Source organism: Aliiglaciecola sp. 2_MG-2023, from assembly GCF_030548145.1.
GTDB classification, from domain to species: Bacteria; Pseudomonadota; Gammaproteobacteria; order Enterobacterales; family Alteromonadaceae; genus Aliiglaciecola; species Aliiglaciecola lipolytica_A.
This window is the reverse complement of the sequence record NZ_JAUORY010000006.1, coordinates 96,914-119,381: the sequence shown is the minus strand read 5'-3', so window position 1 is coordinate 119,381 and position 22,468 is coordinate 96,914. Positions and strand designations below refer to the sequence as shown.

Sequence of the window (22,468 nt, the reverse complement as noted above, 5' to 3'; positions counted from 1 at the left end):
TTAAATGGTAATTTCTAAAAAAATCGTACTGCCCATTGTTGTTTTACTTATCACTGTAGTTACCGTGTTGATCATCTACAACAACCCTCCCCAAGCTGGCCGTCAAAAGCCATCTAGTGCGGCAGTGTTAAGTGTCGAAACGCAACTATTGCGACCTCAACGTTTTCACATCACTTTGGATAGCTACGGGGTAGTTACTCCGCGCACACAAAGCACCTTAATGTCGCAGGTGGCTGGGCAAGTCGTGTTTGTCAACGATGGTTTTCGCACCGGCGGATTCTTCCAAAAAGGTGATTTGTTAGTCGCCATAGATGATAGCGACTATCTTGCTGAAGTAAATATCGCCAAGGCGAATCTTATTACTGCGCAACAAAATTTAGCTGAGGAGATGGCTCGGTCTGAACAAGCTAAAATAGATTGGCAGCGCTTAGGCGGTAAACAAAAACCAACAGATCTGGTTTTACGAATACCGCAACAGGAAAGTGCGCAAGCTAATTTGACCTCTGCAAAAGCACAATTGTTAAAAGCTGAATTATCGCTAAAACGGACTAAGATAGTCGCGCCTTACAGTGGGCGTGTGGTCACCCAAAACGTCGATATTGGCTCGGTTGTTTCCAACAATACAGAGTTGGCGAGCATTTATGCGACTGACTATTTGGAGGTTCGATTAGCGATTAACAATAGTGATTTAGGCTTTGTGAATTTACCGGAAGCGAATATCGACAATACAATCTCTACGCCACCTATCAATGTGACTTTCACATCTGATCTGATTGGTCAGCAGAGTTGGACAGGTAAAATTGTGCGCACCGAAAGCGCTATAGATTCTGTTTCGCGACAATTGTACGTGGTCGCGCAAATAGATGATCCCTTTAATCAGGCTATCGAAAGGGGCGTCTCGATTAAAATAGGTGAGTATTTAAGCGCAGAAATAGATGGCCGAACAATCGAAGAGGCTATTGTTATACCGGTAACGGCTATCTATCAAGGGAGTTATGTTTATATTGAAGAAGATGGTGTACTGCTGAGAAAAGAAGTACAAATTGCATGGCAAAATGATCGCCAAGCCTTAATTAAATCTGGCTTGGAAGGCGGTCAAGCGTTAGTTATAACGCCACTGGGACAAGTTAGTTCTGGAACCGCTGTTTCAGTAATAAATCAAGATGGAAAAAGCACTAAAAGGCTTAAAAATACTGAGCGTAAAGGCAAAGAACGATCTAAAAATCCTAACCTAAGACCAGACAAAACAAATAGTCGTCCTGGATCTAACTCTGCAGCGCAGAAGGAAGGGTAAATGATTGCTTGGTTTGCAAGAAATTCGGTTGCCGCGAATCTGCTAATGATCACCATCATTGGTGCGGGTCTATTGAGTCTGTCGAATCGAATTCCTCTGGAAGTTTTTCCTTCCTTTGAAGTCGATGTGGTGTCAGTCAGTGTCACCTTGGATGGGGCAACGCCAGAGGATATCGAGCAGGGCGTTACTATTCGCATTGAAGAAGCGGTGCAAGACCTCGAAGGTATCACTAAAATCATTAGTCAGTCTTCTGAAGGGGGCGGAAGTGTTACCTTTGAACTTGATAGTGATTACGACAGGCGCGATTTACTTGCCGATATAAAAAGTAGAGTCGATGCCATCAATACATTTCCAGCCGAAGCTGAAAACCCGGTTGTTGCCTTAGCCGATCGCAAACGAGATGTGATTACGGTAGCTGTCACAGCTCCTTACAGCGAGAAGGAAGTGCGTGAATATGCTGAGAAGGTGCGAGATGAGTTACTTGCTATTGATGGTGTTACCCAAGTAGAGTTAGATGGTATCCGCAATTATGAAATTGCCATCGAACTTAGTCTAGATAAAATCCGAGAGCTTGATTTAACCATTAGCCAAGTATCTGATATTATTGATAATAATAGTGTCGATGTGTCTGCAGGTAATTTACGTACTGAAAGTGGCGATGTACTGATTCGTTCAAAAGGCCAAGCATACCGAAAGGACGAGTTTGCATCTATTCCAATCAAAACTAATTCAGATGGCTCAATTATCCGCTTACAAGATATCGCTAATATTCAAGATGGCTTTGAAGAAACGCCGGTGCGAACGCGATTTAATGGTCAGCAGGCAGCATTTATTGAGGTTTATCGAATTGGCCAACAAAGTGCCATAGAAGTCGCCGATAAAGTAAAAAATTACATAGACGAACATCAACAGAGTCTGCCCAAAGGTTTTACTTTGAGCTACTGGGATGACGACTCTATGATTGTTAAAGGGCGTATTTCTAGCTTGGTTTCAAATGCGATTCAAGGCGGAATTCTAGTCCTTATTCTACTCACGTTATTTTTGCGTCCATCTATCGCATTTTGGGTATTTATTGGTATCCCTGTGGCATTCATGGGGGCGTTTATACTGATGCCAGTTTTTGGTGTGACGTTAAATATGATGAGCGTATTTGGTTTTATTTTAGTGTTGGGGATCGTTGTCGACGATGCCATTGTTACCGGTGAAAATATTTACACCCACTTAGGTACTGCCAAATCAGGCGAGCAGGCTGCCATTGAAGGGACACTTGAAGTCGCTAAGCCGGTTACGTTCGGCATTTTAACTACTGTAGCGGCATTTCTGCCATTAGCTTTTATTGAGGGGCGAAGGGGGGATGTTTTTGCTCAGATTCCCTATGTAGTAATTCCCGTTTTACTGTTATCCCTTATCGAGTCCAAGTTTATTTTGCCTTCACACTTGAAGCACTTGAAACTGAGAACTGAAAAAACCAAACAAAGTAAATTGGATTACTACCAGCAAAAATTTGCCGACGGATTCGAGCAGGCCATACTGCGCTATTATCGACCTGCGTTGGTAAAAACACTGCGTTATAAGTGGACTACCATAATGACTTTCAGTGGTATTTTTGCAATTATTTTAGTGCTTATTCTCAGTGGCTGGACGCGTTTTGTATTCTTCCCTCGAATCCCTAGTGAAACAATAACGGTATCCTTAACCATGCCAACAGGCACTGCATTTGAAATCACTAACAAATATATTGTGAAAATAGCCGATGATGCCCGAGAGTTGCAGGAAAAATACACCGAGGAAGATACCGGTGAAAGTATTATCTTAAATATTTTAGCCACCACCGGTGGGCGCGGCGGGACAACTAATGCCGGTAGTGTAAGATTTGAAATTACACCACCAGAATCGAGAGCTTCGACTATTACATCCGCTCAATTGTTAAATGAATGGCGCAAGATGATTGGGGATATTCCTGGGGCTGAAGCGCTAAGTTATCGGGCCGAGTTAGGTCGTTCATCAGACCCTATCGATGTGCGATTGAGTGCTAACAATGTCGCCACTTTGGAACAAGTCGCCGACAAAGTGATAGGACGACTAAACACTTACCCTACAGTATATGATATCGCCGATAGTCTTTCTGATGGCAAACAAGAGTTGCAAATCGAACTGAACAAACAAGGTGAATCACTGGGTTTAACTAGAGCTAATGTAACCGGACAAATCCGCAATGCGTTTTTTGGTGCGCAAGTACAGCGTATTCAGCGTGGCCGAGACGATATAAAAGTGATGTTGAGGTTACCGTTAAGTGAGCGACAATCGTTATCGAGCTTAACCAATTTGTTGATTGATGTGGGTAATGGCGAGACGGTTCCTCTGTCGAGTATTGCGACTCTTACGCCGGGACAAAGCCCGTCGTCAATTCGTCGAATTGACCGTTTAAGGACAATTAGTGTTACTGCTGATGTAGATAAAAACAACACTAACATGACGGTTTTACAAGAAGATTTAAACCAATATATAGCTGACTTATTGATCCAATATCCTGGCGTGAGCTACGAGTTGGAAGGGGAAGCGGAGGAACAAAGAGACTCCTTCGGTTCTTTGACGACAGGTCTGGTCATTGTACTGTTTATTATTTATGCGCTCTTAGCAATTCCATTTAAATCATATACACAACCACTTGTGGTGATGAGTGTGATTCCTTTTGGTGCGATAGGCGCGATAGCTGGACATTGGATAATGGGAATGGACCTCACTATCTTTAGCCTTTTAGGACTCTTGGCATTAGTTGGCATAGTGGTAAACGATTCGTTAGTTCTTGTTGATTACATTAATAAAAAACGTGAGCTGGGTATGGACTTATTAAAGGCTATTCTAACCGCTGGCTCGTCCCGATTCAGGCCAGTAATGTTAACCAGTTTGACCACTTTTATTGGTTTAATGCCATTATTATTTGAAAAATCGACACAGGCACAATTTCTAATTCCTATGGCGGTTTCTTTAGGTTTTGGGATTTTATTTGCCACTTTTATCACGCTGATTTTAGTACCAATAAACTACTTAATACTCGAATCAGTTAAGCAGCAATCGTGGTTAAAATAAGCGCGAATATGTAACCTAAGGGAGTGCAAAATTAGCCACTAAATAACATTTAGTGGCTACTTCATTTGCGCTCTTTTAGCGTTCTTCGCGGCATGATAGCGGGGATTGACAAGTTGATACCTTTAGCGACAACAACAATCAAAAATTTATTGTTTATGGGCTACTTTTTCGCCTGGGGCATAAAGCCTTTCGGTATTAAATGCGCAACTGATTCACATTCTGGATTTAGCCAAACAGGCAAAGGAAAACGAGCCAGCATCTTTTCTGAAAATTGCAAAGCTGGGCCATCTATCAATCCATTTTCACGGTAGTATTGGTAAGACAAACTATCCCCCAAACTATAGTTTACTCGGCCTATCATAACCATCTGATAGCTTTGCATCAACGAATCAACACTGACTAACTGCGCGCCTGCTTGGGTTAAGCGTTTCATTACTGGTTGTTCGTCAGATACTCTAAGAACACTGATGCTTTTGCCTGATAGCTCATTTATCGACTGCCAATCAAAAGGGGTAGATTCTGCAAGTCGATATAAGCCTAATGCAACATGAGGCATATCCAACATGATATAAGGCAGATTCTTTTTGCCTTGCATGGTGTGCATGCTAATATACCACTCACCGCTTCCCATGATTCGTTCCGCTCTGGCGGTAGGCACTACATAAGGGGCGAAATCGTAATTGACTGGCAGTTGATGCTTTTTTGTATAAGCACGCAGTGCATCAAACATCAATCCACCATTTTTTATCTTTTGTGTGCTGTATGGGGGAAATTCAGCACCGAGAACGAGTACTTTAATTGTTTCTTTTGAAGCTAGTTCAGAAGCCGCTGAAAATTTTCCATAAAAAATCAGGACTAACAAAAGTATGCATTGTGTAATTATTTTAGACATCGATGAGCAGCGCTAATCCATTAAAACCTGAAGTATAGCCTACTATAACTGATGGGTTGCCATAGGCACATACCTACAATCAATTGGTTTTCACTAGTAGTAACAGAGTATCAATAAGTTACCTAGTAAAGGTGAAGAGGGATTAGAAGGCAATTTACAAGTATTGCGTTGTGTTAAATATAAAAAAGCGGCAATTAAGCCGCTTTTGTATTTGTAGGGCATATGCTTATTTTAATTATTTTTTAACTGGGGCTGGTGTTTGTTGGCGGGCATAGTTTTCTAAACTTGATAAACTCGGGCCATACCATTCTGTTGGCGCTTCGAAATACTCTGGGAAGTGTTTTTCGGCATAGGCACGTACTTTAGGTGAAAGAATTTCCGAACTATTATAGGCACCCATCTCACAATCGTAGAAACAATGTCCTTCGGCTTGTCCCATTAACATCCACGGTAACCAAGGAGTGATTCGACTCCAAGCTCCAGAGTATTGAATGCTGGTCACGTTTGGGTTGGCTAAGTCGTCTTTATTGATAACGTAATTAAACATCTCAGAAACACGATTCATTGGACCTGAAGATTCTCTTGGCCATGCATCTGGTTGCAGTGCATTTGGATAAAATAAATGAATATGCGAATTTAATGTGACGGTATTGTTTGGTGTTTCTTTCCAAGGGTAGAGCATGGGGATCTTTTTCTTCTCGGTTTTATTTAGACCACCATAAGAAGGCCCCTCCGGAACATAGGGAGTTAGTTTATAGTTGAATGGGTCGTTTGCTACAGGCACCACTTTCACGGTTTCGTTGGTATATGGATTCGTCCATTCTTCTAATACGTCGCCAGTTTCTAAATCTGTATAAAAACCAACTTCTTTGAGCACTTTTCCGTATACGCCATTGCCTTCGTCAATTAAACGGGCATATGAAAATCCTTCAAACCCAACCAAAGGTTTAACTTTTTCATTAGGACGAACGCCATTCACTATACCGGCAAAATAACCAAATTTTTGTTTACCAAAATCAAGATCACCTTGCAAACGAGCCATGGCATCACGATTCCATTCAGGATCGTGGTAAGGCAATGCTCCAGATGCTTTAAAAGGCTTAGCAGGGCGATCAGTTGCGCAACCTGCTAATGCCAGTGTACCGGAAGCTGCAACACCACCACCAATCAAAATTTTACCTGAATTAAGCAGAAAATCTCTGCGCTCAGAAGTGTTAGTTTCTAGCTTTTTAGAATCCATAATATCCTCGGTCATCAGCTATGTAATGCTTGCGAATACCTAAGTTGTTATATTTGGCACAGCACTGGTATTCGTTTACGTTTATCAAGTATTTAATCTTGTCAGTAATAAGTACTAATTTAATTTGCAAACTTATTTTGCAATGGCTTTAGATTAGGGGCTGCAAAATACATGGGCATTAACAAATGTCAAAAACAGCCTATCTTTTTGCATATTAGAAAGGTTTGCATTCAATCATTTATGGCATTTAGGTGTTTTATGTTTAGGGGGAGTAGAATTACACGTAAAGCTGCTCATTATTTAATCATAATTCCTGTAAATCTTTTAAATCATAGAATATATCCAAGACCAATATCCAATGGCTTCCCAATGGACTGGAGTGGTTAAATGTAAATTCCTTCAAAGTACTATGACAATTATCAATGTTGAGATTGTTGATTAGTGGAAAACTGACTACGTATTTTGTGTCTGGGGATATGAATTACACTGTTTCATTCGGCTTACAGGAGAGCTTAAATAATGACAACTTATCTAATTACTGGCGCTAATCGAGGCTTAGGTTTTGAGCATACTAAACAAGCCCTAGCGGCTGACGAGAGCGTTATTGCAACTTGCCGAGAACCAGAAAAAGCAACTGAGTTGTTGGCATTAAGTGAGCGTTATCCAAAGCTGAGAATTGAGCAACTTGACCTATCTGAGCATGATTCCATAGCGGCTATCGCTAAACGTTTAGATGGTGTGGCCATTGATATTTTGTTTAATATTGCCGGTTTATTCGGTGGTGGTTGGTCGAATCAGGCTGATCGCTATAAACAGTCATTAACGGGTATGGATTACGCCCTTTGGCATGAAATAATGCAAGCCAATGTATATGGCCATTTTGAGTTGATTGCAGCTTTATTGGCTAATGTTGAAGCGAGTACACGAAAAACCATCATTATGATGTCATCTGATTTAGGTTCTATCGCCAATAATCAACTTGGGATGGCTCACGCTTATCGTTCCAGTAAAGCAGCCTTAAATATGTTAACAAAAGGTCTTTCTATTGAATTAGCGCCCAATAAGATCACTGTTATTTCACTTGCTCCAGGGTGGGTGAAAACAGATTTAGGAGGTGATGATGCTCCTTGGGAAGTAGACGATAGCGTCAGACACCAGCGTAATGTTATTGCCAATTTAATTCCCTCTGCAACGGGGAAATTCATAGATTTACTTGGTAAATCAGTGCCGTGGTAAGGGCAAAAATAATCGTATTACCCGCAACGATAAATACTTTTTAAGCCTTAACGTTAGTTTATGCTGCCCATTTCCTGCACTGCTTTGAGGTTAAGAATGCTGATAGTATTGGGTGAGATGACCGAAATGAGTCCATCTCCTCTTAGTTGACTGAGGGTGCGGCTGACAGTTTCTACTGTTAGCCCTAGATAATCGGCTATATCTGTTCGCGTCATCGGTAATTCTATTTTTTCTGGTTTGGCACCAGGCAGGCGATTAAGTAATTGTTTCAACATAAAACAGACGCGTTCATAGGCTTTTAATTGACCCAAAAGGTAAACTTGTTCAAAGGTATGAGACATGACAACTGAACGGATTTCTTTCAAGTTTTCGCCTAACGTCGGAAGCTCTTCGGAGAGCGCCAAAAGGTGTTGACGTTTAAATTCGTAAACGGTCAGATTACTTAGACTTTTGACGCCATATTGGTAACTGTCAGAATTGGATAAACCAATGAAGTCGCCAGGATAAACGAACGCAAATATTTGACGACGTCCATTGCTCGCTATTTTTTCCATTATCCCTACACCAGAAACAATATTATATAGCCTGTCGGAAGGAACATGTTGCATAAAAAGGTACTGTTGTTTGGCAAGTACTTTCAACCTAGCGCTGTTTGATAAGCAGTCCAGGTCCGGCTTGTTCATGTGCTTGAATAATAGACAATCATCTCCAAAGCTAATGCTTTTATACGGACTAGTTAATTGCACCATTGTTGAATCTCTCTCTATTATTTTGGGTTGTTTAATCAGTAAATGAATTACGCTACTCAGTACCCAATACCACTTATGTGCAATATAGTTACAGCTGAGCTGTAACTGCTTTTGTTTCCAAATAGGCATCTAGACCTTCTTGACCAAACTCTCGTCCCCATCCCGATTGAGCATAACCACCAAAGGGAATATTTGTGCCTACAGCACCATGACAATTAATCGATACATGCCCAGCTCGAATCCGTGCAACAAGTGAATGTGCAATGGATAAATTTTGTGTCCAGACGCTACCGGATAAACCATAAATAGTGTCGTTAGCCATTCGCGCTATCTCATCTAAATCAAGGCTGGAAAATCGTTGGACGGTCATTACGGGTCCAAAAATCTCTTCTTTCACTATGCGCATTTGTGCTGTGCAATCAGTGAAAATAGTTGGTTGCACAAAATATCCATCGCCTTCCAACTTTTTGCCTCCGGTTAGCATAGTCGCACCTTCATTCACGCCGATTTCGATGTACTTCAAAACCTTTTCACAATGTTTTTCAGAAATAAGCGGCCCAATCATGGTGGCTGGATTGATGCCATGGCCAATCACCAATTGTTCGGTGAATAACTTTACACGTTGCACTAATTCATCATGGATGGCGTCATGGATGAATATACGTGTTCCGGCCATACAGTTTTGGCCTTGTAGAAAAAATGTCGCCATCGCGATACCGACAGTCGCAAGATCAAGATCTGCATCAGGCATAACTACCACAGGGGATTTTCCGCCTAGCTCCAGAGCAACTTTTTTTAGATTGCCAGTGGCTGCACAGATAATTTTTCGACCGGTTTGCGTAGAACCGGTAAACGAAACCTTATCCACATCAGCATGTTCAGAAATTGCTGACCCCGCCTCGCTTCCATAACCATTTACAATGTTTACCACGCCTGCTGGAATCCCTGCTTCTAAACAAAGTTGACCAAGTAATAATGCGGAAAGCGGTGTTTCCTCTGATGGTTTCATAACGACAGTACAACCGGCTGCAAGTGCCGGTGCTAATTTTAGTACCGCTGTTGACGCTGGCACATTCCAAGGCACGATTAATCCTGCAACACCAATCGGTTCACGCAAAGTATAGGTCAAGGCTTCTGCATGATCGGTAATATGTCGCGGTGGAGTGGTCGTTGTGCCTTCAATACGCTGTGCGGCAGCACCATAATAATCAAACATTTCTGCAATATTTTGAATTGTTAGACGAGCAATATTGGTTGGCATGCCGTTGTCCAACACTTCAATTTCAGTCAATAAGTCAGTATTGGATTCAATCAACCTAGCTATTCGAGAAAGCAACTTGGCACGCTCAAAATTAGTCAGTTTCGACCATGGTCCTTCGAATGCTTTGCGCGCAGCAATAACCGCATTATCAATGTCTTGGGAGCCTCCAATCGCCACTCTTGCAATTACTTCATTGCTGGCAGGATCGCGGGTTTCAATGGTTTTTCCCTCAACCCCATCAACCCACACCCCATTAATTAATAACTTGTGAGGTTGTGTTAGAAATTGTTTAGTGGCTGTTGAAATAGTGATATTTTTGATGCTGCTGTTATTCATGTTTTGCATTGTTATTTACTCGCCCACTTAAATTATTAGCCGTCGCTTTCCCATGTGTCGAAAATGTTCGGAAATGTCATTTTTTCAAAAGAAAGATCTCATTCACTTAGCGTTCAATTATGCTTTGAACGCCGGTACAAAGTGTCAACCTAACCTCAACTTATAACGAACAGTTTTTGTTCACTATGATAAATGTCAATTCCCCCGATGCATCTTGAAACTAGCAACTCCTTGGTTTATACCCTTGGAGTTGTTATCGAGTCGAGCCATCTTGGTTTAGCCATATTTGTGGGTTTTTTGTGGTTATTTCGCGCTTTGGCAATATCTTAATTGTTCGACAAGATTGATTATTATCAAGGATAACCTTTAGATAATTCACGTAGAGTGTGGCTGTCGAGTTTAAAAGTGAAACTATATTATGCAAACTTCCAATACTAATGTTTCGGCGCTGATACGTGCGACCATTTTTGTGCGAGATTTACAAGTCGCAACTCAGTTCTATCGCGCCTTAGGTTTGTGTGAAAGCTATTATGAAGGTGAGCTCGAGCATCCTTCAGCCAGTAAGGTGCTGGGATTTCAGCAGCATCACCCGTATCCCATTAAAATCCTAAAAGTTGCGGGCCCAAATTTTGGCATGCTTGGTTTGTTTCAATTAGCCCAAGAACATCAGGCAGAGCAAGTTCAGATAGCCACTGGCGCTGCCCGTATCGGTGAAGTGGCGCTGGTTTTTTATGTGTCTTGCCTAGACGCTATTTTGCCAAAACTAAAACAGCTTGGGGCGGTTTGGCTACCCGAACCAGAATTGTTTGAAATGGGACCTATTTCACAGCGTGAGGTTTGCATTAGAGATGCCGATGGCACCTTATTAAATTTGGTTGAGCGCAGCCCTGACTGCCAAAACCTGCAAGGACCAGAGATGGGCTTTTAATTTATGACTGTCACTTTGCAACCTGCATTAGAAAAATATATTAGCGCACGCATTGCCTATTGGGGAAGGGATAACACCCTGATTGGAAGGGAGAGTTTTAGTTTAGCCTCACACGCTCAAGGGTATAGTTTTCGCGCATTCTGCGAAATGGATGACATTGCTTTACTGCGCGACGTGACTATGTCTCTTGATCGCAATTGGTCACCCATTGATGGCTTCTGCCGCATTACAACTGCTGGTCAGGTGGTTGCTGCGAATTGGTTCAGTTTTAATAACGATCAGGTCGTTGTCGAGACGGATCTTAAAGGCAAGGAGCGGATTTCACAAAAATTTGAGAATCAACCGGCTTATTGCTATTTGGGTTTGCATCCATTGCAAGGGGACGCATTGGTCACCACTCAGGTCGATAAATCGAAACCCGGAGAATATGTTGCGGTTCATGGTTTAACTAACTCCCTATCGGAAAACGGTGATCAAGGATTAACAGCTACCCCTGTGACCATTGAAGTTGCTTATTTAGGCAATCAAAAACTCACCGTTGCCGCAGGGCAATTTGATGCACGAAAGTACGCTTTGCGCTGGCAGCCCGACTGGCCACCTGCGTATGTGTGGGTGAAAGAGGGCGATTACATTTTTCTGAAAATGACTTGGCAGAAAATTGATAATTGGTACGAGCTCATCGAATTAACGGAACGTAATTCCGTCTAATTCGATGTCTGCTGTTAATTGTGTAAATTGTTTTGATTAACCTCTAAGCCTAATTCGCAAGCAGCAGTTGCGGCCAACGATACATTTCATTTGCTAACGGAATAGAGTCGACAAACAGGTTTCTACAAGGAGCTGTTGAGGTAAAGGCTACCTGTGAATCTGGGCAATTATTATAATCATCGGCACTGAACATCGACCCATGTTGCAAACACTCCTGCAAACCTTCGCGGGATTTTAACAATGCCAATAGTTCTACTTGCAAGCTATGCGCTTCTGGGATTTGTGCATTCTGAATTTGGCTATCTAGCGACCGTTCATACCAAGGGTAATAAAGGTAGCGGTCGCGCAAATAATACCATCCCCTTAACAAGTGAGAACCGGCAGAATCAACCCGTAAATCTGGCAATCTATCGGCATTTTTAGGTTGCATGTTGGCACATTCTGGATTGCAAAACGTCACTGCTCCTATTAATTCGGGAAATTGAGTTTTCAGTGCCAGCGCGCATGCACTTGCGTTAGCGATAGCGAAAACGTCTATCTTGCTTATATTCAATGTTGCTAATAGTTGAGCCAATGCAGCTGCCATTTCTGTGGGGCTGCTGCAATTCGCATAGTCGCTTTCACCATGGCCTGGTAAGTCTGGTGCGATTAACACTTTTTGCTCGCTAAGGGTCATCATTAATGTACGTAATGTCTCATTATTTAAGCCTAACTCATGCAAAACTAGCAAAGGTTTTGAGTGTGTATCGGTAGCAGAATCTTGGTTGCTGAGTAAATGAAATACACCCTTTTCAGTGGTCACGAAGCGGTTACTCAGTCCATATTGTTTGCTTTTAGAAATCCCTTCGAAAGACTCATGCAAGGGAACACAATTTTTCTGTGCATAGATTAAGAGTGCTTCGGGTATGTCACAAAAATCTGGCACTGTTTGAATATCTACGTTGGCGGGTAAAGGGGGGTAGTGTTCAACATAACGAGATAAGGTATCTGCTTTTGCGGCTAACATTAAACTAGGAACGGTTAATCTAATTAAATCATCAGCAATGGCATAATCTACGGCGGCACGATATGCAACGGGATAGTTATTCCCAGCTTCCATGTAATTTAAAAAATTCGCATCTATTTCAGCATCGGTTGCTGGCCAGTAATTGATGCTGGTGGTGGCGCGTTCATACCACGGGAAAAAGCTATGTTGATCCCTAAGCCTCGACCACAAGCAGCTTAGGTGAGTACCATCCCATTTAATATCATAAGTAGGAAAATATTTGTCACATAGATCTTTGCGTTCATCTGCGCTGTTAATTAGCACACCATTTGCCACTAACGCTGCGATCTTTTGTGGGTAACGAGCGGCTAACCGCACACCTATAATTGCACCAGTATGACTGCCATATAACAGTGGTTTTTGTAAATCTAAAACATCAAGAAAACTAGCCAATGCATCAACAAAATCATCTATTGAAGCCTGATGATTAGTACTGCCTAACGGGTCAGATTGCCCGTAACCCGGTGTGTCAGGGGCGATAACAGTGAAATAAGGTGCTAAGTATTTTATCAGAGGGATGAGCTCTTTACTGTTGTTCGGAGATTGATGAATCAATACTAATAGCGGTCCACTCCCGGCATATCGATAATGTACTTGTCGTTCACCAATCAAGGCATATTGGCGGGATATAGTGCAATCTGTTTTGCTCATCGTCGTTTATCTCCTTGATTAAATAACTAATTAAAGACCTAAAGTGCCTGGCGAAAATGTATTCTTTGGATCTGTCACTTGTTTGATATTTTTAATTAGTTCTAAGGTTTGTGGTGAGACTCTTGATGCATAGGGATAAGCTTTGCCCAACTGGAAATTGGTCGCATTGTGTTTAACGTATAACGCGATAATGTCCTCTTTTAATTGATGGATATATTCCCTCGCTTCAAGGTTAGCAGGATGTTTAGGTAAATTGGCAAGATAGTCTTGGGGGACAACTTCTTTGTGATATGCAGTGATTTCGTCAGGCCAATATAATGCTATTTCATATAAAAAACCCGATGAAGCAACGGTGGCAAACATGCCGCCACACCATATTCCAAGGCGCTGCATTTCGGCTGAACGCTGCGCATAAAATTGTTCAAGTTGTTGATGAAATTTTGCAACGTTAGAGTGGGGAATAATACCGTGTAAAGGAACCCAGCGTTCACCAGCAGGGCCTAAAGTATTGAAAAAAGGTGCAAAGGGCATTCCTCGGACTATGGCTGGAACGGTTGCTGGAATTTCAGATCCCAAATCAGTGGTTAGCTCACGGATGCGGTGTAATCGGCTTTTAACTTCAGCGTCATGGGTGCCCTCTACGATATAGTGTGTCATGTAGGGAGCGGAACTAATCGCTTTGCGGGCCGAAAATGCAGACTTAAACAATTGTTTAATACCAGCTAAATATGATGGCGAACTAGTCAGAATGGACAAGGCTATTTTCAGCGTTTGCCCAGCACTATCTTGACGAGCAATTTGCCCTTGAGACAATGCGCCATCTAAAGCAAAGTGAGTATCTTCTAATCGCTCTAAGCCAATGCGGCGCATAGATTCATGCATGGAATTAAAGTCTGCAAAGGCAAAAGAAATGACGCGGTGCGCAGAACGACGGCGAATAAGTGGGAGTGTAATGCGAGCTTTTATTCCAAGCGCACCACAATCTCCGGTAAATAATCCGGTTAAGTCAGGGCCAAAATGGCGCATGAAAGGACTTGCGCCAGCACTTGCAGAACCGGTTTGCAATAATGAACCATCACCTAAAACAATGTCTACTGCTTGTACTGATTGCGCGGAAATTCCATATAAACCCGATCCATGGCTGATAGTATTTTGTGATACAGAGCCTCCGACAGTGGCTTTTATTCCGGAAAATGGTCCCCAAAATGGTGTTCTGAGATTCCGTTTATCCAGCTCATCTTTAAGCGCAGACCAGGTTACACCCGCTTCGACAGTAACGTAGCCATCCGTTTCGTTGATTTCTACTATCTTGTTCAACAAACTTAAATCTAAAATCACAACACCCTTAACTGCTGGTAAGTAGCCGTCAGTATAGGACGCTCCACCGCCTCTTATGGTCACACAAATATCATGTTCATTGGTAAAGGCGACCAACTGTTGCAGTTGTTCAACTGTGGTTGGACGAACCACAGCGTCAGGAACTTCAAGCTGACGATAAACATCAGTGTAGAACGCTGCACCCGCAGTGCCAGTTAAGCATTGCTCTGCTCCTACGATGTCACACAACTTATCTTTGATTATGGGATCAAGGGTTACATGTTGGTCTTGTGCCTGATGTATATTTGTCATGCTTTTACCTATTACTTGTTAAGAGTAGGGAGCAGCGCAATATCCTGATGAATATTGCACTTTTCAATTCGTTTCTATGACCACTTAATAGTCGTATTCGTTATTGATTGAAAATTCAGAATACTATCAGGGGTAAACTGCGTCCTTGATAATTGTCATGGTTGAAAATTTACTTACTGGGATACTAGTTAGATTACGAGGGCTTTTTGCTCGACCCGTGAAAAGCAGATCTGGTAGCAATTAGGAGAGTAAGTATGAAAAACTTAGATATCGCTGTGGTCGGTGCCGGCATTGCTGGGCTCACCGCGGCGATTGCGCTAGCAAAAAATGGACAGAAGGTCAGCTTATATGAGTCTGCCCCCGCATGGGGGGATGTGGGGGCGGGTATTACATTAGCGCCCAATGCAATGCGAGGGTTAGATTATATTGGTGTTGGGGAAGCAATCGTTGAAGCCGGCATTGAACCTAGTACGCAAAAAATATCACATTGGCAAAGCGGCGAAACATTATTAATGGTGGACCGTTCTCAAACACGAGAACAATATAGCAGTGCCTATGTTTATATTCATCGTGCTGATCTACACCGTATTTTAGTTGCTGAGGCGGAAAAAGCTGGGGTAGGCATTTATTTAGGCAAATTGCTGCGATCAGTGAATTATCAAGCCGCTAAACCAGTTTTAATTTTTGCTGATGATAGCACTGCAGATGCTGATTTGATCATAGGTGCGGACGGTCTAAAGTCTCAAGTTAGACAGCTATTTAATTCAGTTCAGCCCCATTTTACTGGTCATATCGCTTATCGAGCTTTAGCGCCTATCACCCCCGCTATTCAACATCTAATTGAACAGCCAGGCATGCACATTGGCCCTGGGAAAATGGTTGTCCGGTATCCACTTCGCAAAGGAAAGCTGCTCAATTTAGTGTTTTTTGCTCGTCAAGATGGCTGGACTGAAGACGGTTGGTCAATTCCTGCTGAGCTGCAAGAACTGAAAGATTTATACGCTGGCTGGAGCGATGATATTAGCACCTTAATTGATGCGATTAAGCCTGGCACAGTATTTAAATGGGCAATCAATGCGCATAGCTCTCTACCTCATTGGTCAATTGACAATAAAGTGACTTTGATTGGCGACGCAGCCCATGCCATGACCCCATTTCTGGGACAGGGAGCGGCAACTGGGATTGAAGATGCCGTTATGTTGGCGCGGGTATTGGAAGATGCTGAATCAGTCGCAAAAGCCCTTGCTCGATACCAAGCTGCTCGCCATGAACGTACTACTTTTATTCAAAAAGAATCCAATGAAAACGCCGATCGTTTGCAAGGAGAAGCCGCCGAATTATATGGCTTAGGCAATTTGCGAAACGAGGAGACCTTAGGGCTTTTCAACTACGACTGCGTAACTGAGTCAGTTTAATTCAGTTTAAACAGCAGCAAAAATAAGTCACTAAAAAGGTAAAAATGATGAGCGATACAATAACAACAACAAGTTCGAACTCAGCAATACAAGCCGGAAAAACAGCGCAGGCTGAAAAAGTGCCGCAGAAAACCATGGTTTTATACGGCTTTGGTCAAGTAGGTGCACAGCTTTTTCGGGATGCGCCAGCGGCTTTATTACCATTATTTATGACAACTATGCTGGGAATTTCCCCTTGGTTGGCTGGCATGGTGATTTTAGTACCGAAAATTTGGTTGATCTTTTGTGACCCTATCATCGGTGCAATGTCCGACCATTATAAGCCGCGCTATGGACGTAAACCGTTTTTGGTGTTTGGTGCGATATTAACCAGTTTGTCGTTCATGGCATTGTTCGCTTTTTCCAACTTTGCTTCACCTTTATGGGCGGCCGCTACCGTGTGTGTGCTGTTTTTTATTGCTTCTACAGCGTTTAGCGCATTTTCAGTACCCTACTTAGCAGTGGCTTCAGAGTTGTCTAGCGATCCCCATGAGCGCACCAAAATTTTATCCTATCGTATTATTTTTGCGGTGGTAGGCGTGGTGATGGGCGTCGGTCTTGCACAACCTTTGGTATTTCAATTGGGCGGAGATGCTGCAGCTTGGCGTACAATGGCAATTGTTTTTGGCAGTATCTCATTGCTTGCCATGTTGGCTACCGCATACGGCGTTCCCATCAATTATGGTAAAGCGCACACAGTGGATCCCAAAAAGCTACTAACGCGCTTGTCAGTGGTTATGCAAAATAAAGCCTTTGTGGTGTTAAGCAGTACCTTTTTTGTGCAATCTATTGCTCAGGCAAGTGGATATGCAGTGGTTGCATTTGTGTTTATCTATGCCATACAAGATATCAATCTGTTGCTTCCGTTTGTCATGGTAATGGCGACAGGTTCCATTCTGAGTCAGCCCTTGTGGTTAAAGTTATCTGCAAATATCGGTAAGCAAGGGGCGTTTTGGATTGCCTGTGTCGGTTGGATGTTAGTGACTTTTACTTGGCTTTGGGTCGCGCCTGGCGATGACGTGCTATTTAGTTTGCCATTTTGGGGCGAGATGCCAACGGAGCATTTTTTGGTCCTAATTAGGGCTTTTATTATTGGCTGCACTAACGCTGCATTTTCGGTTTTAACATTTTCACTAATGACTGACACCATCGACAATCAGCGCATTAAACACGGTAGTGTAGATGAAGGGGTTTTCTCTGGGGTGTTCTCAGCGGTTGAAAAATTGGCTTTTGCATTAGGTCCGATGTTAGCGGGAGTTGTATTGAGCCTAAGCGGATTTCAATCCTCAACCGGAGGGGTAATTGTCCAAGGGACTGGCGCTATCGACGGTATGGTGTGGCTATATTCGACAATTCCTAGTTGTATCATGGCGCTGAGCTTGTTGATATTTAGCCGCTACAACAAAGCGTTATCAGCATAGACATCAGCACTTAACTAGTTACCGTTAACTAAAGGCTTTTCATTTAGTTGAACAGAAAAATTTAGATTCAAAGTAATTGGGTAGGCACTGGTTTTAGTCAGTCCTACCCATTTTATATGTATTTATTGTGAAAGCTGGAAGTCGATTCACAGTCAAAGATGAATGGCTATTGAAACAAGGGTTTAGCAATGCCTATTGCACCTGCGCTGATTAATCCTGCCCAAATTGTATATACCCAAGGCTTGGCTTTGTTCATTGCTTTTAACATTGCTCGGTCTTCAACTGCAGTATGAGTGCCTTGGATAAGTTTAGAATAAGCTGGGCCGAAGTCTTTTAACGCGAGACGAATCATCAGTCCACAAAATACCAATAAATAAAAGATAGACAGTTTTGCTGCTATCCAAGTGTTGTCATTCAATTTGCCATTAATTACCGCAAAACAAAGGGATATTAAGCCAATTACAATCAACGCACAGCGAAATATAAAATCAAATTTAACAAGATTGTTAATGTACGACGCGTGATGTTTGTAATGTTGCAGTAATACTAAGGTTAACCAAAATGGGCCTAACAAAATAATCGCAGCCATCTGCCATACAGGATGCTCAACACCAAAAAATGTAGTGAGTAAACCGCCAGTGGTTAACATCAACGTCATACAAAGTTTGGGCACTAAATCACAGGCAACCATTATTTTACCTGCGACAATCCTAGCTTCACGGCTAGCCTTGCTATCCACCACAATATTGCTGGAATAAAACACGCCTATATCACCACCAAGCCAATAACAAAAAAGCAAAATATGAATAAGTAGTAGTAGGTCATGTGCAGTCATAGTGGAACACTCCATTTTTAGAATCGTTATCGAGATCATGCGTTTTTGTCGTTTAAATTTGTGCCCGTGCAATGAACGGTATTTATAGCAAGTGTTTGTTTACAAAACTCTTGCTGGCCTATAAAGAAATATTAGCATAATATTATATCATTAGAGTGTAAAGTCTAAGTTTTAAGCTCAGTCTCAAGACGCTTTATAAAAGATCTCATGAGAAAACAGAGCATATGTTTAACCAATACCCATTTAAAAATAGCTGTGGATTACTCATCAATTCACCCATTCATTAGGGTTAGAAAACGTTTCAACCCTGACTAATTAGGAAGCGAATAAAAATGAAATTATACAGTCTGCCCCATTCTCCTTATGCTGCTAGGGTAAGAATGCAAATATACAAAAAACAACTGAACCTCAAAATTGTAGCCCCTGAAATTCCCCTAAAAACAGATGAGTTCAAAGCGGCTTACCCTATGGGAAAGGTGCCGCTATTAGAGATTTCTGCAACTGGGTTGTTGCCGGAGTCAACAGCCATAGCAGAATATTTAGAAGATGTATTTCCTGACAATCCATGTCGACCTAGTGATCCCTATGCATTAAGTATCACCAGAGCAACAGTGAGTTTTGCCAACTCGCACTTCGGACCGTCACTATTTCCGTTGTTTAAGAATATGGCGCAAAAAGATGCTCACAGTGATAAAAGCACATTTACAGCTCCTCTGTGTGCAGAGCTAGATAAATTGAATCGTTGGATGAGTGTTCATAAATCCGACTCGTTTGATATTGGTGATTTTGCTTTAGCCAGTAGTATTTGGTATGCCACAACGTTAGCGCCTTTTTACGATAAGTCAGATGTTCTAGCTGATTACCCACTGGTTAAATCTTGGTGGGAGTCAATAATCAAAGAACCTTATGTGCAGAAGGTACTAACTGAAATGGCCGTGGGTTTTGCGGAATTTTCAAAAAAGTTAAAAAACTAAGGCACTTGAATAACCTCGGATAACTGATTCAAACATCCATTGCTAAATCAAGTGACCAATTTTTTGGTCACTTGGCCACCAGCATTTTTCTACTCGTTAAACTTAAAAAACAATATTTATAATTTTATTGTCACTAAAGTATGACTATATATCATTTAATTTTCCTTTTTTTCATGAAGTATTGAACAGATAAAATTCCTTTATTAATTATGACGAGACTAATCCGCATAATTTGTTCAGCCCCCGTATAACAAAGCTTTTGTGCTAATTCTGCTTGTAATTTGAACTAGTTTTGATGGCTATCTGAACAGTGAGTTTACAAAATCAGCTTAAGATTGGTTATAGGATTAATGTATAGCGCATACGTAAATTGATTTAGGAAATCTATCTCATAGGGCCTAGTATCGAATCCATCGAAATGAAATTTATTTATAGGAGCTACCATGAATTTTGGAACTTCAGACGACCTAGAGATCATTGGACTAGTAAATCACCATGCGGGTGCAGTAGGTGATCCTCCATCTCCTGTCGATTTTGATGCTGAGCATATTCGTCATTCTGCGACCTCACAAGAAAATGCCGGCTATGACAGAGTTCTAATTGCCAATGCAGCGACAATGCCAGAGAGTTTTTCCATTGGGGCTTATCTTTCTGGCGTAACATCACGTTTAGGATTTTTATTGGCGCACCGTCCTGGTGTTGTTCCTCCCACAACTGCTGCTCGTAATCTAGCCACACTTGACCGTCTTAGTGGTGGGCGCGCTGCTGTGCATATCATTGCCGGTGCGGACGACCGCGAAGTGCAAGCCGACGGACTGTTTAACACCAAAGAAGAGCGTTATCACATTGCCGCCGAATATGTAGAAGTGATGCGTAAAGTATGGGCTTCTGCGGAACCCTTTGATTTCGATGGCGAGTTTTATAAGTTTCGTGGCGCCTATGCCATGGTAAAACCTAAGGGTGGAGCGATTCCTGTTTACTGGGCCGGTACCTCTGATTTGGCAATCGATCTTTGTGGAAAAGTGGCGGATGTTTATGCATTAGGTGGTGATACCTTCGATAGAGCCGGAACACTGGCAACTAAAGCTTATGCAGCCGCTGAAAAGTATGGACGTGAGATAAAAGTGTTAATGACGATGGTGATCATCGTTGCAGACACAGAAGAAGACGCTTGGGCTAAGGCTCAGATGCTTTATGAAAAAGTCGAACTTCAAGTGGCTAATGGTAACGGTGCCATATTGGCCAAGCATGAGAAAATCGGCGACAAACCTGCCGCTGGTGCTTTTCGACGTATGATGGACCAATCCAAAGAGGGCGATAGATTAGACCGTTGTTTATGGACTGGTCTTAACAAAGCCTATAAAGGTCGAGGAAATAATAGCGTCTTGGTGGGAACAGCAGAGCAGATTGCAGATAGTTTGATGGAATATCGACGCTTAGGTGTTACTCGGTTTTTGCTGCGAGCACCGGATCAAGATGTAGATGCGGCAAAAATTGGTAGTACGCTAGTTCCTGAATTACGAGAAAAAATAGCTCAGGCAATGGCCAAAAAACAAAGTGCTTAAATATTGAATAACCTAGAGGGCTTGTATGCCCTCTAGTGCTGTGATTAATGACTAAGTAAATGAAACACCTAGTTGCACAGACCAGAAGAAACTGATTGAAAGGTTTCACCAGCCAAGTTTAATGGATAACCATTTTAATTTTACAATAGTAGGTCGTATATGATTTTGATAATTGGAGCAACAGGTAAAACTGGCAGTAGCGCAGTAAAACACTTAGTTGAAAAAGGGTGTTCGGTCAGAGCATTGATTAGAAACCCAGACAAAGCATCGGCCCTCACTGATGTTGGTGTCGATGTTGTCGTTGGAGATGTTGCTGACAGCGTGGCTTTGCAAAAAGCGATGCATGGCGTGAATAAAGTGTTTTTGCTTTTACCTAATAGCTCTGATCAATTGGAATTAGAAAAACAGGTTGTCGATGCTGCGGTTAAAGTGGGTGTTGAGTTATTTGTTAAACAATCCTCACAGGAGTCGGTGGAAGGAACAGACAAACCAATTCCATTGAATCATCTTGCTTCAGAAGCCTATGTTAAAGCTTCTGGTTTGAATTGGGTGATGATACGACCTACCTTCTTTACTCAGATGTTACTTACCTGTGCTCCTGGTATTAAAGCTGCAAATAAACTCACTTTTCCTATGGGGCAAGGCCAAGTCGCTGCTACTGACGCTCGCGATGTGGGCGAAGTTGTGGCTAACGTACTTACCCAATCTGGTCATGAAAATAAGAGTTATGACTTAACCGGTCCAGAGCTTCTGACTTTTAGTGAAATTGCAGACATTTTCACTAAGTTGCTGGGACGGCAGATTGATTACGTTGATCAACCTATGGAAGATTTTCACGCTTTATTGTCCAAGTTTGTCCCTGATAAGTGGAGAGTCAATGCTGTTTGCGAGGAAATACGTAGTTTGGCTGAAGGCGCGTCTAATCACACAACAGATACCATGAGAGACTTATTAGGTAGAGAGCCTCGTTCAGTGAAGCAGTTTATTCAGGAATATGCCAAGGCTTTTAATCCTGAATAAGAGACATTTTTGAAACTTACACACTGAATAAATAGCTCATATTAGCAAACTAAAAATGACTGTGTAGCCAAGCTTAATGTGCTGATAGTCGTCAAGATTCAAACCTCATTTATGCATTTTACATATTCGCAATGGGGTTA

General features: G+C 42.1%; 17 protein-coding genes. 10 read left to right on the top strand and 7 right to left on the bottom strand.

Features of this window, described 5'->3' with window-relative positions:
• Window positions 1-4 precede the first annotated feature (4 nt).
• A complete protein-coding gene (locus tag Q4567_RS08280; RefSeq protein ID WP_303500062.1) occupies window positions 5-1,294 on the top strand; it encodes an efflux RND transporter periplasmic adaptor subunit in 1,290 nt (429 codons plus the stop codon).
• The gene (locus Q4567_RS08275) at window positions 1,295-4,384 is read left to right on the top strand and encodes an efflux RND transporter permease subunit (RefSeq protein ID WP_303500060.1); all 3,090 of its coding nucleotides are present in this window, start codon (window positions 1,295-1,297) and stop codon (window positions 4,382-4,384) included. It begins immediately after the preceding gene.
• A gap of 160 nt (window positions 4,385-4,544) precedes the next feature.
• On the opposite strand, the gene Q4567_RS08270 is transcribed toward Q4567_RS08275, so the two are convergent.
• Window positions 4,545-5,276: a transporter substrate-binding domain-containing protein gene (locus tag Q4567_RS08270; RefSeq protein WP_303500058.1), complete on the bottom strand. Its 732-nt coding sequence runs from the start codon at window positions 5,274-5,276 to the stop codon at window positions 4,545-4,547.
• A 235-nt stretch (window positions 5,277-5,511) separates the two neighbouring features.
• A complete protein-coding gene (locus Q4567_RS08265) occupies window positions 5,512-6,516 on the bottom strand; it encodes a DUF1838 family protein (protein WP_216049288.1) in 1,005 nt (334 codons plus the stop codon).
• Between the two features lie 519 nt (window positions 6,517-7,035).
• Here Q4567_RS08265 and Q4567_RS08260 point away from each other — a divergent pair.
• On the top strand, window positions 7,036-7,752 hold the full coding sequence (locus Q4567_RS08260) for an SDR family oxidoreductase (protein WP_216049287.1): 717 nt from the start codon (window positions 7,036-7,038) through the stop codon (window positions 7,750-7,752).
• Window positions 7,753-7,805: 53 nt separating this feature from the next.
• On the opposite strand, the gene Q4567_RS08255 is transcribed toward Q4567_RS08260, so the two are convergent.
• Together Q4567_RS08255 and Q4567_RS08250 are read right to left on the bottom strand one after the other, a co-directional pair.
• Window positions 7,806-8,435: a Crp/Fnr family transcriptional regulator gene (locus tag Q4567_RS08255; protein WP_289847921.1), complete on the bottom strand. Its 630-nt coding sequence runs from the start codon at window positions 8,433-8,435 to the stop codon at window positions 7,806-7,808.
• A 154-nt stretch (window positions 8,436-8,589) separates the two neighbouring features.
• The gene (locus tag Q4567_RS08250; protein ID WP_303500057.1) at window positions 8,590-10,107 is read right to left on the bottom strand and encodes an aldehyde dehydrogenase; all 1,518 of its coding nucleotides are present in this window, start codon (window positions 10,105-10,107) and stop codon (window positions 8,590-8,592) included.
• Between the two features lie 409 nt (window positions 10,108-10,516).
• Here Q4567_RS08250 and Q4567_RS08245 point away from each other — a divergent pair, with 409 nt between their 5' ends.
• Window positions 10,517-11,026: a VOC family protein gene (locus tag Q4567_RS08245; RefSeq protein ID WP_216049284.1), complete on the top strand. Its 510-nt coding sequence runs from the start codon at window positions 10,517-10,519 to the stop codon at window positions 11,024-11,026.
• A 3-nt stretch (window positions 11,027-11,029) separates the two neighbouring features.
• Window positions 11,030-11,734 (top strand): hypothetical protein, encoded by a 705-nt coding sequence (locus Q4567_RS08240; RefSeq protein WP_216049283.1) that lies wholly within the window; start codon window positions 11,030-11,032, stop codon window positions 11,732-11,734.
• Between the two features lie 49 nt (window positions 11,735-11,783).
• Here Q4567_RS08240 and Q4567_RS08235 read toward each other — a convergent pair whose 3' ends face one another.
• Together Q4567_RS08235 and Q4567_RS08230 are read right to left on the bottom strand one after the other, a co-directional pair.
• Window positions 11,784-13,430, bottom strand: a complete 1,647-nt coding sequence (locus Q4567_RS08235) for an alpha/beta fold hydrolase (RefSeq protein ID WP_216049282.1) — start codon at window positions 13,428-13,430, stop codon at window positions 11,784-11,786.
• Window positions 13,431-13,460: 30 nt separating this feature from the next.
• Window positions 13,461-15,059, bottom strand: a complete 1,599-nt coding sequence (locus Q4567_RS08230) for an FAD-binding oxidoreductase (RefSeq protein WP_216049281.1) — start codon at window positions 15,057-15,059, stop codon at window positions 13,461-13,463.
• Window positions 15,060-15,313: 254 nt separating this feature from the next.
• Here Q4567_RS08230 and Q4567_RS08225 point away from each other — a divergent pair, with 254 nt between their 5' ends.
• Window positions 15,314-16,474, top strand: a complete 1,161-nt coding sequence (locus tag Q4567_RS08225) for an NAD(P)/FAD-dependent oxidoreductase (RefSeq protein ID WP_303500056.1) — start codon at window positions 15,314-15,316, stop codon at window positions 16,472-16,474.
• Between the two features lie 47 nt (window positions 16,475-16,521).
• A complete protein-coding gene (locus Q4567_RS08220) occupies window positions 16,522-17,934 on the top strand; it encodes an MFS transporter (RefSeq protein ID WP_216049279.1) in 1,413 nt (470 codons plus the stop codon).
• Between the two features lie 166 nt (window positions 17,935-18,100).
• Here Q4567_RS08220 and Q4567_RS08215 read toward each other — a convergent pair whose 3' ends face one another.
• The gene (locus Q4567_RS08215) at window positions 18,101-18,769 is read right to left on the bottom strand and encodes a hypothetical protein (RefSeq protein WP_303500054.1); all 669 of its coding nucleotides are present in this window, start codon (window positions 18,767-18,769) and stop codon (window positions 18,101-18,103) included.
• Between the two features lie 332 nt (window positions 18,770-19,101).
• On the opposite strand from Q4567_RS08215, the gene Q4567_RS08210 reads away from it, so the two are divergent.
• The 3 genes from Q4567_RS08210 (at window position 19,102) to Q4567_RS08200 (ending at window position 22,328) form a co-directional block, all read left to right on the top strand.
• The gene (locus tag Q4567_RS08210; protein ID WP_303500053.1) at window positions 19,102-19,743 is read left to right on the top strand and encodes a glutathione S-transferase family protein; all 642 of its coding nucleotides are present in this window, start codon (window positions 19,102-19,104) and stop codon (window positions 19,741-19,743) included.
• Between the two features lie 443 nt (window positions 19,744-20,186).
• Window positions 20,187-21,308: an LLM class flavin-dependent oxidoreductase gene (locus tag Q4567_RS08205; RefSeq protein WP_216049276.1), complete on the top strand. Its 1,122-nt coding sequence runs from the start codon at window positions 20,187-20,189 to the stop codon at window positions 21,306-21,308.
• 159 nt (window positions 21,309-21,467) lie between these two features.
• Window positions 21,468-22,328 carry an NmrA family NAD(P)-binding protein gene (locus tag Q4567_RS08200; RefSeq protein ID WP_216049275.1) on the top strand — a complete coding sequence of 287 codons (861 nt, stop codon included), beginning with the start codon at window positions 21,468-21,470 and terminating at the stop codon, window positions 22,326-22,328.
• The last annotated feature ends 140 nt before the right edge of the window (window positions 22,329-22,468 follow it).

Excerpts from the sequence above, each read along its gene's own strand:
- Q4567_RS08280 (WP_303500062.1), top strand. The coding sequence starts at position 5 with ATGGTAATTTCTAAAAAAATCGTACTGCCCATTGTTGTTTTACTTATC.
- Q4567_RS08240 (WP_216049283.1), top strand. The coding sequence starts at position 11,030 with ATGACTGTCACTTTGCAACCTGCATTAGAAAAATATATTAGCGCACGC.
- Q4567_RS08205 (WP_216049276.1), top strand. The coding sequence starts at position 20,187 with ATGAATTTTGGAACTTCAGACGACCTAGAGATCATTGGACTAGTAAAT.
- Q4567_RS08275 (WP_303500060.1), top strand. The coding sequence starts at position 1,295 with ATGATTGCTTGGTTTGCAAGAAATTCGGTTGCCGCGAATCTGCTAATG.
- Q4567_RS08215 (WP_303500054.1), bottom strand. The coding sequence starts at position 18,769 with ATGACTGCACATGACCTACTACTACTTATTCATATTTTGCTTTTTTGT.
- Q4567_RS08230 (WP_216049281.1), bottom strand. The coding sequence starts at position 15,059 with ATGACAAATATACATCAGGCACAAGACCAACATGTAACCCTTGATCCC.
- Q4567_RS08200 (WP_216049275.1), top strand. The coding sequence starts at position 21,468 with ATGATTTTGATAATTGGAGCAACAGGTAAAACTGGCAGTAGCGCAGTA.
- Q4567_RS08245 (WP_216049284.1), top strand. The coding sequence starts at position 10,517 with ATGCAAACTTCCAATACTAATGTTTCGGCGCTGATACGTGCGACCATT.
- Q4567_RS08220 (WP_216049279.1), top strand. The coding sequence starts at position 16,522 with ATGAGCGATACAATAACAACAACAAGTTCGAACTCAGCAATACAAGCC.
- Q4567_RS08250 (WP_303500057.1), bottom strand. The coding sequence starts at position 10,107 with ATGCAAAACATGAATAACAGCAGCATCAAAAATATCACTATTTCAACA.
- Q4567_RS08235 (WP_216049282.1), bottom strand. The coding sequence starts at position 13,430 with ATGAGCAAAACAGATTGCACTATATCCCGCCAATATGCCTTGATTGGT.
- Q4567_RS08225 (WP_303500056.1), top strand. The coding sequence starts at position 15,314 with ATGAAAAACTTAGATATCGCTGTGGTCGGTGCCGGCATTGCTGGGCTC.
- Q4567_RS08260 (WP_216049287.1), top strand. The coding sequence starts at position 7,036 with ATGACAACTTATCTAATTACTGGCGCTAATCGAGGCTTAGGTTTTGAG.
- Q4567_RS08265 (WP_216049288.1), bottom strand. The coding sequence starts at position 6,516 with ATGGATTCTAAAAAGCTAGAAACTAACACTTCTGAGCGCAGAGATTTT.
- Q4567_RS08255 (WP_289847921.1), bottom strand. The coding sequence starts at position 8,435 with ATGAACAAGCCGGACCTGGACTGCTTATCAAACAGCGCTAGGTTGAAA.
- Q4567_RS08210 (WP_303500053.1), top strand. The coding sequence starts at position 19,102 with ATGAAATTATACAGTCTGCCCCATTCTCCTTATGCTGCTAGGGTAAGA.
- Q4567_RS08270 (WP_303500058.1), bottom strand. The coding sequence starts at position 5,276 with ATGTCTAAAATAATTACACAATGCATACTTTTGTTAGTCCTGATTTTT.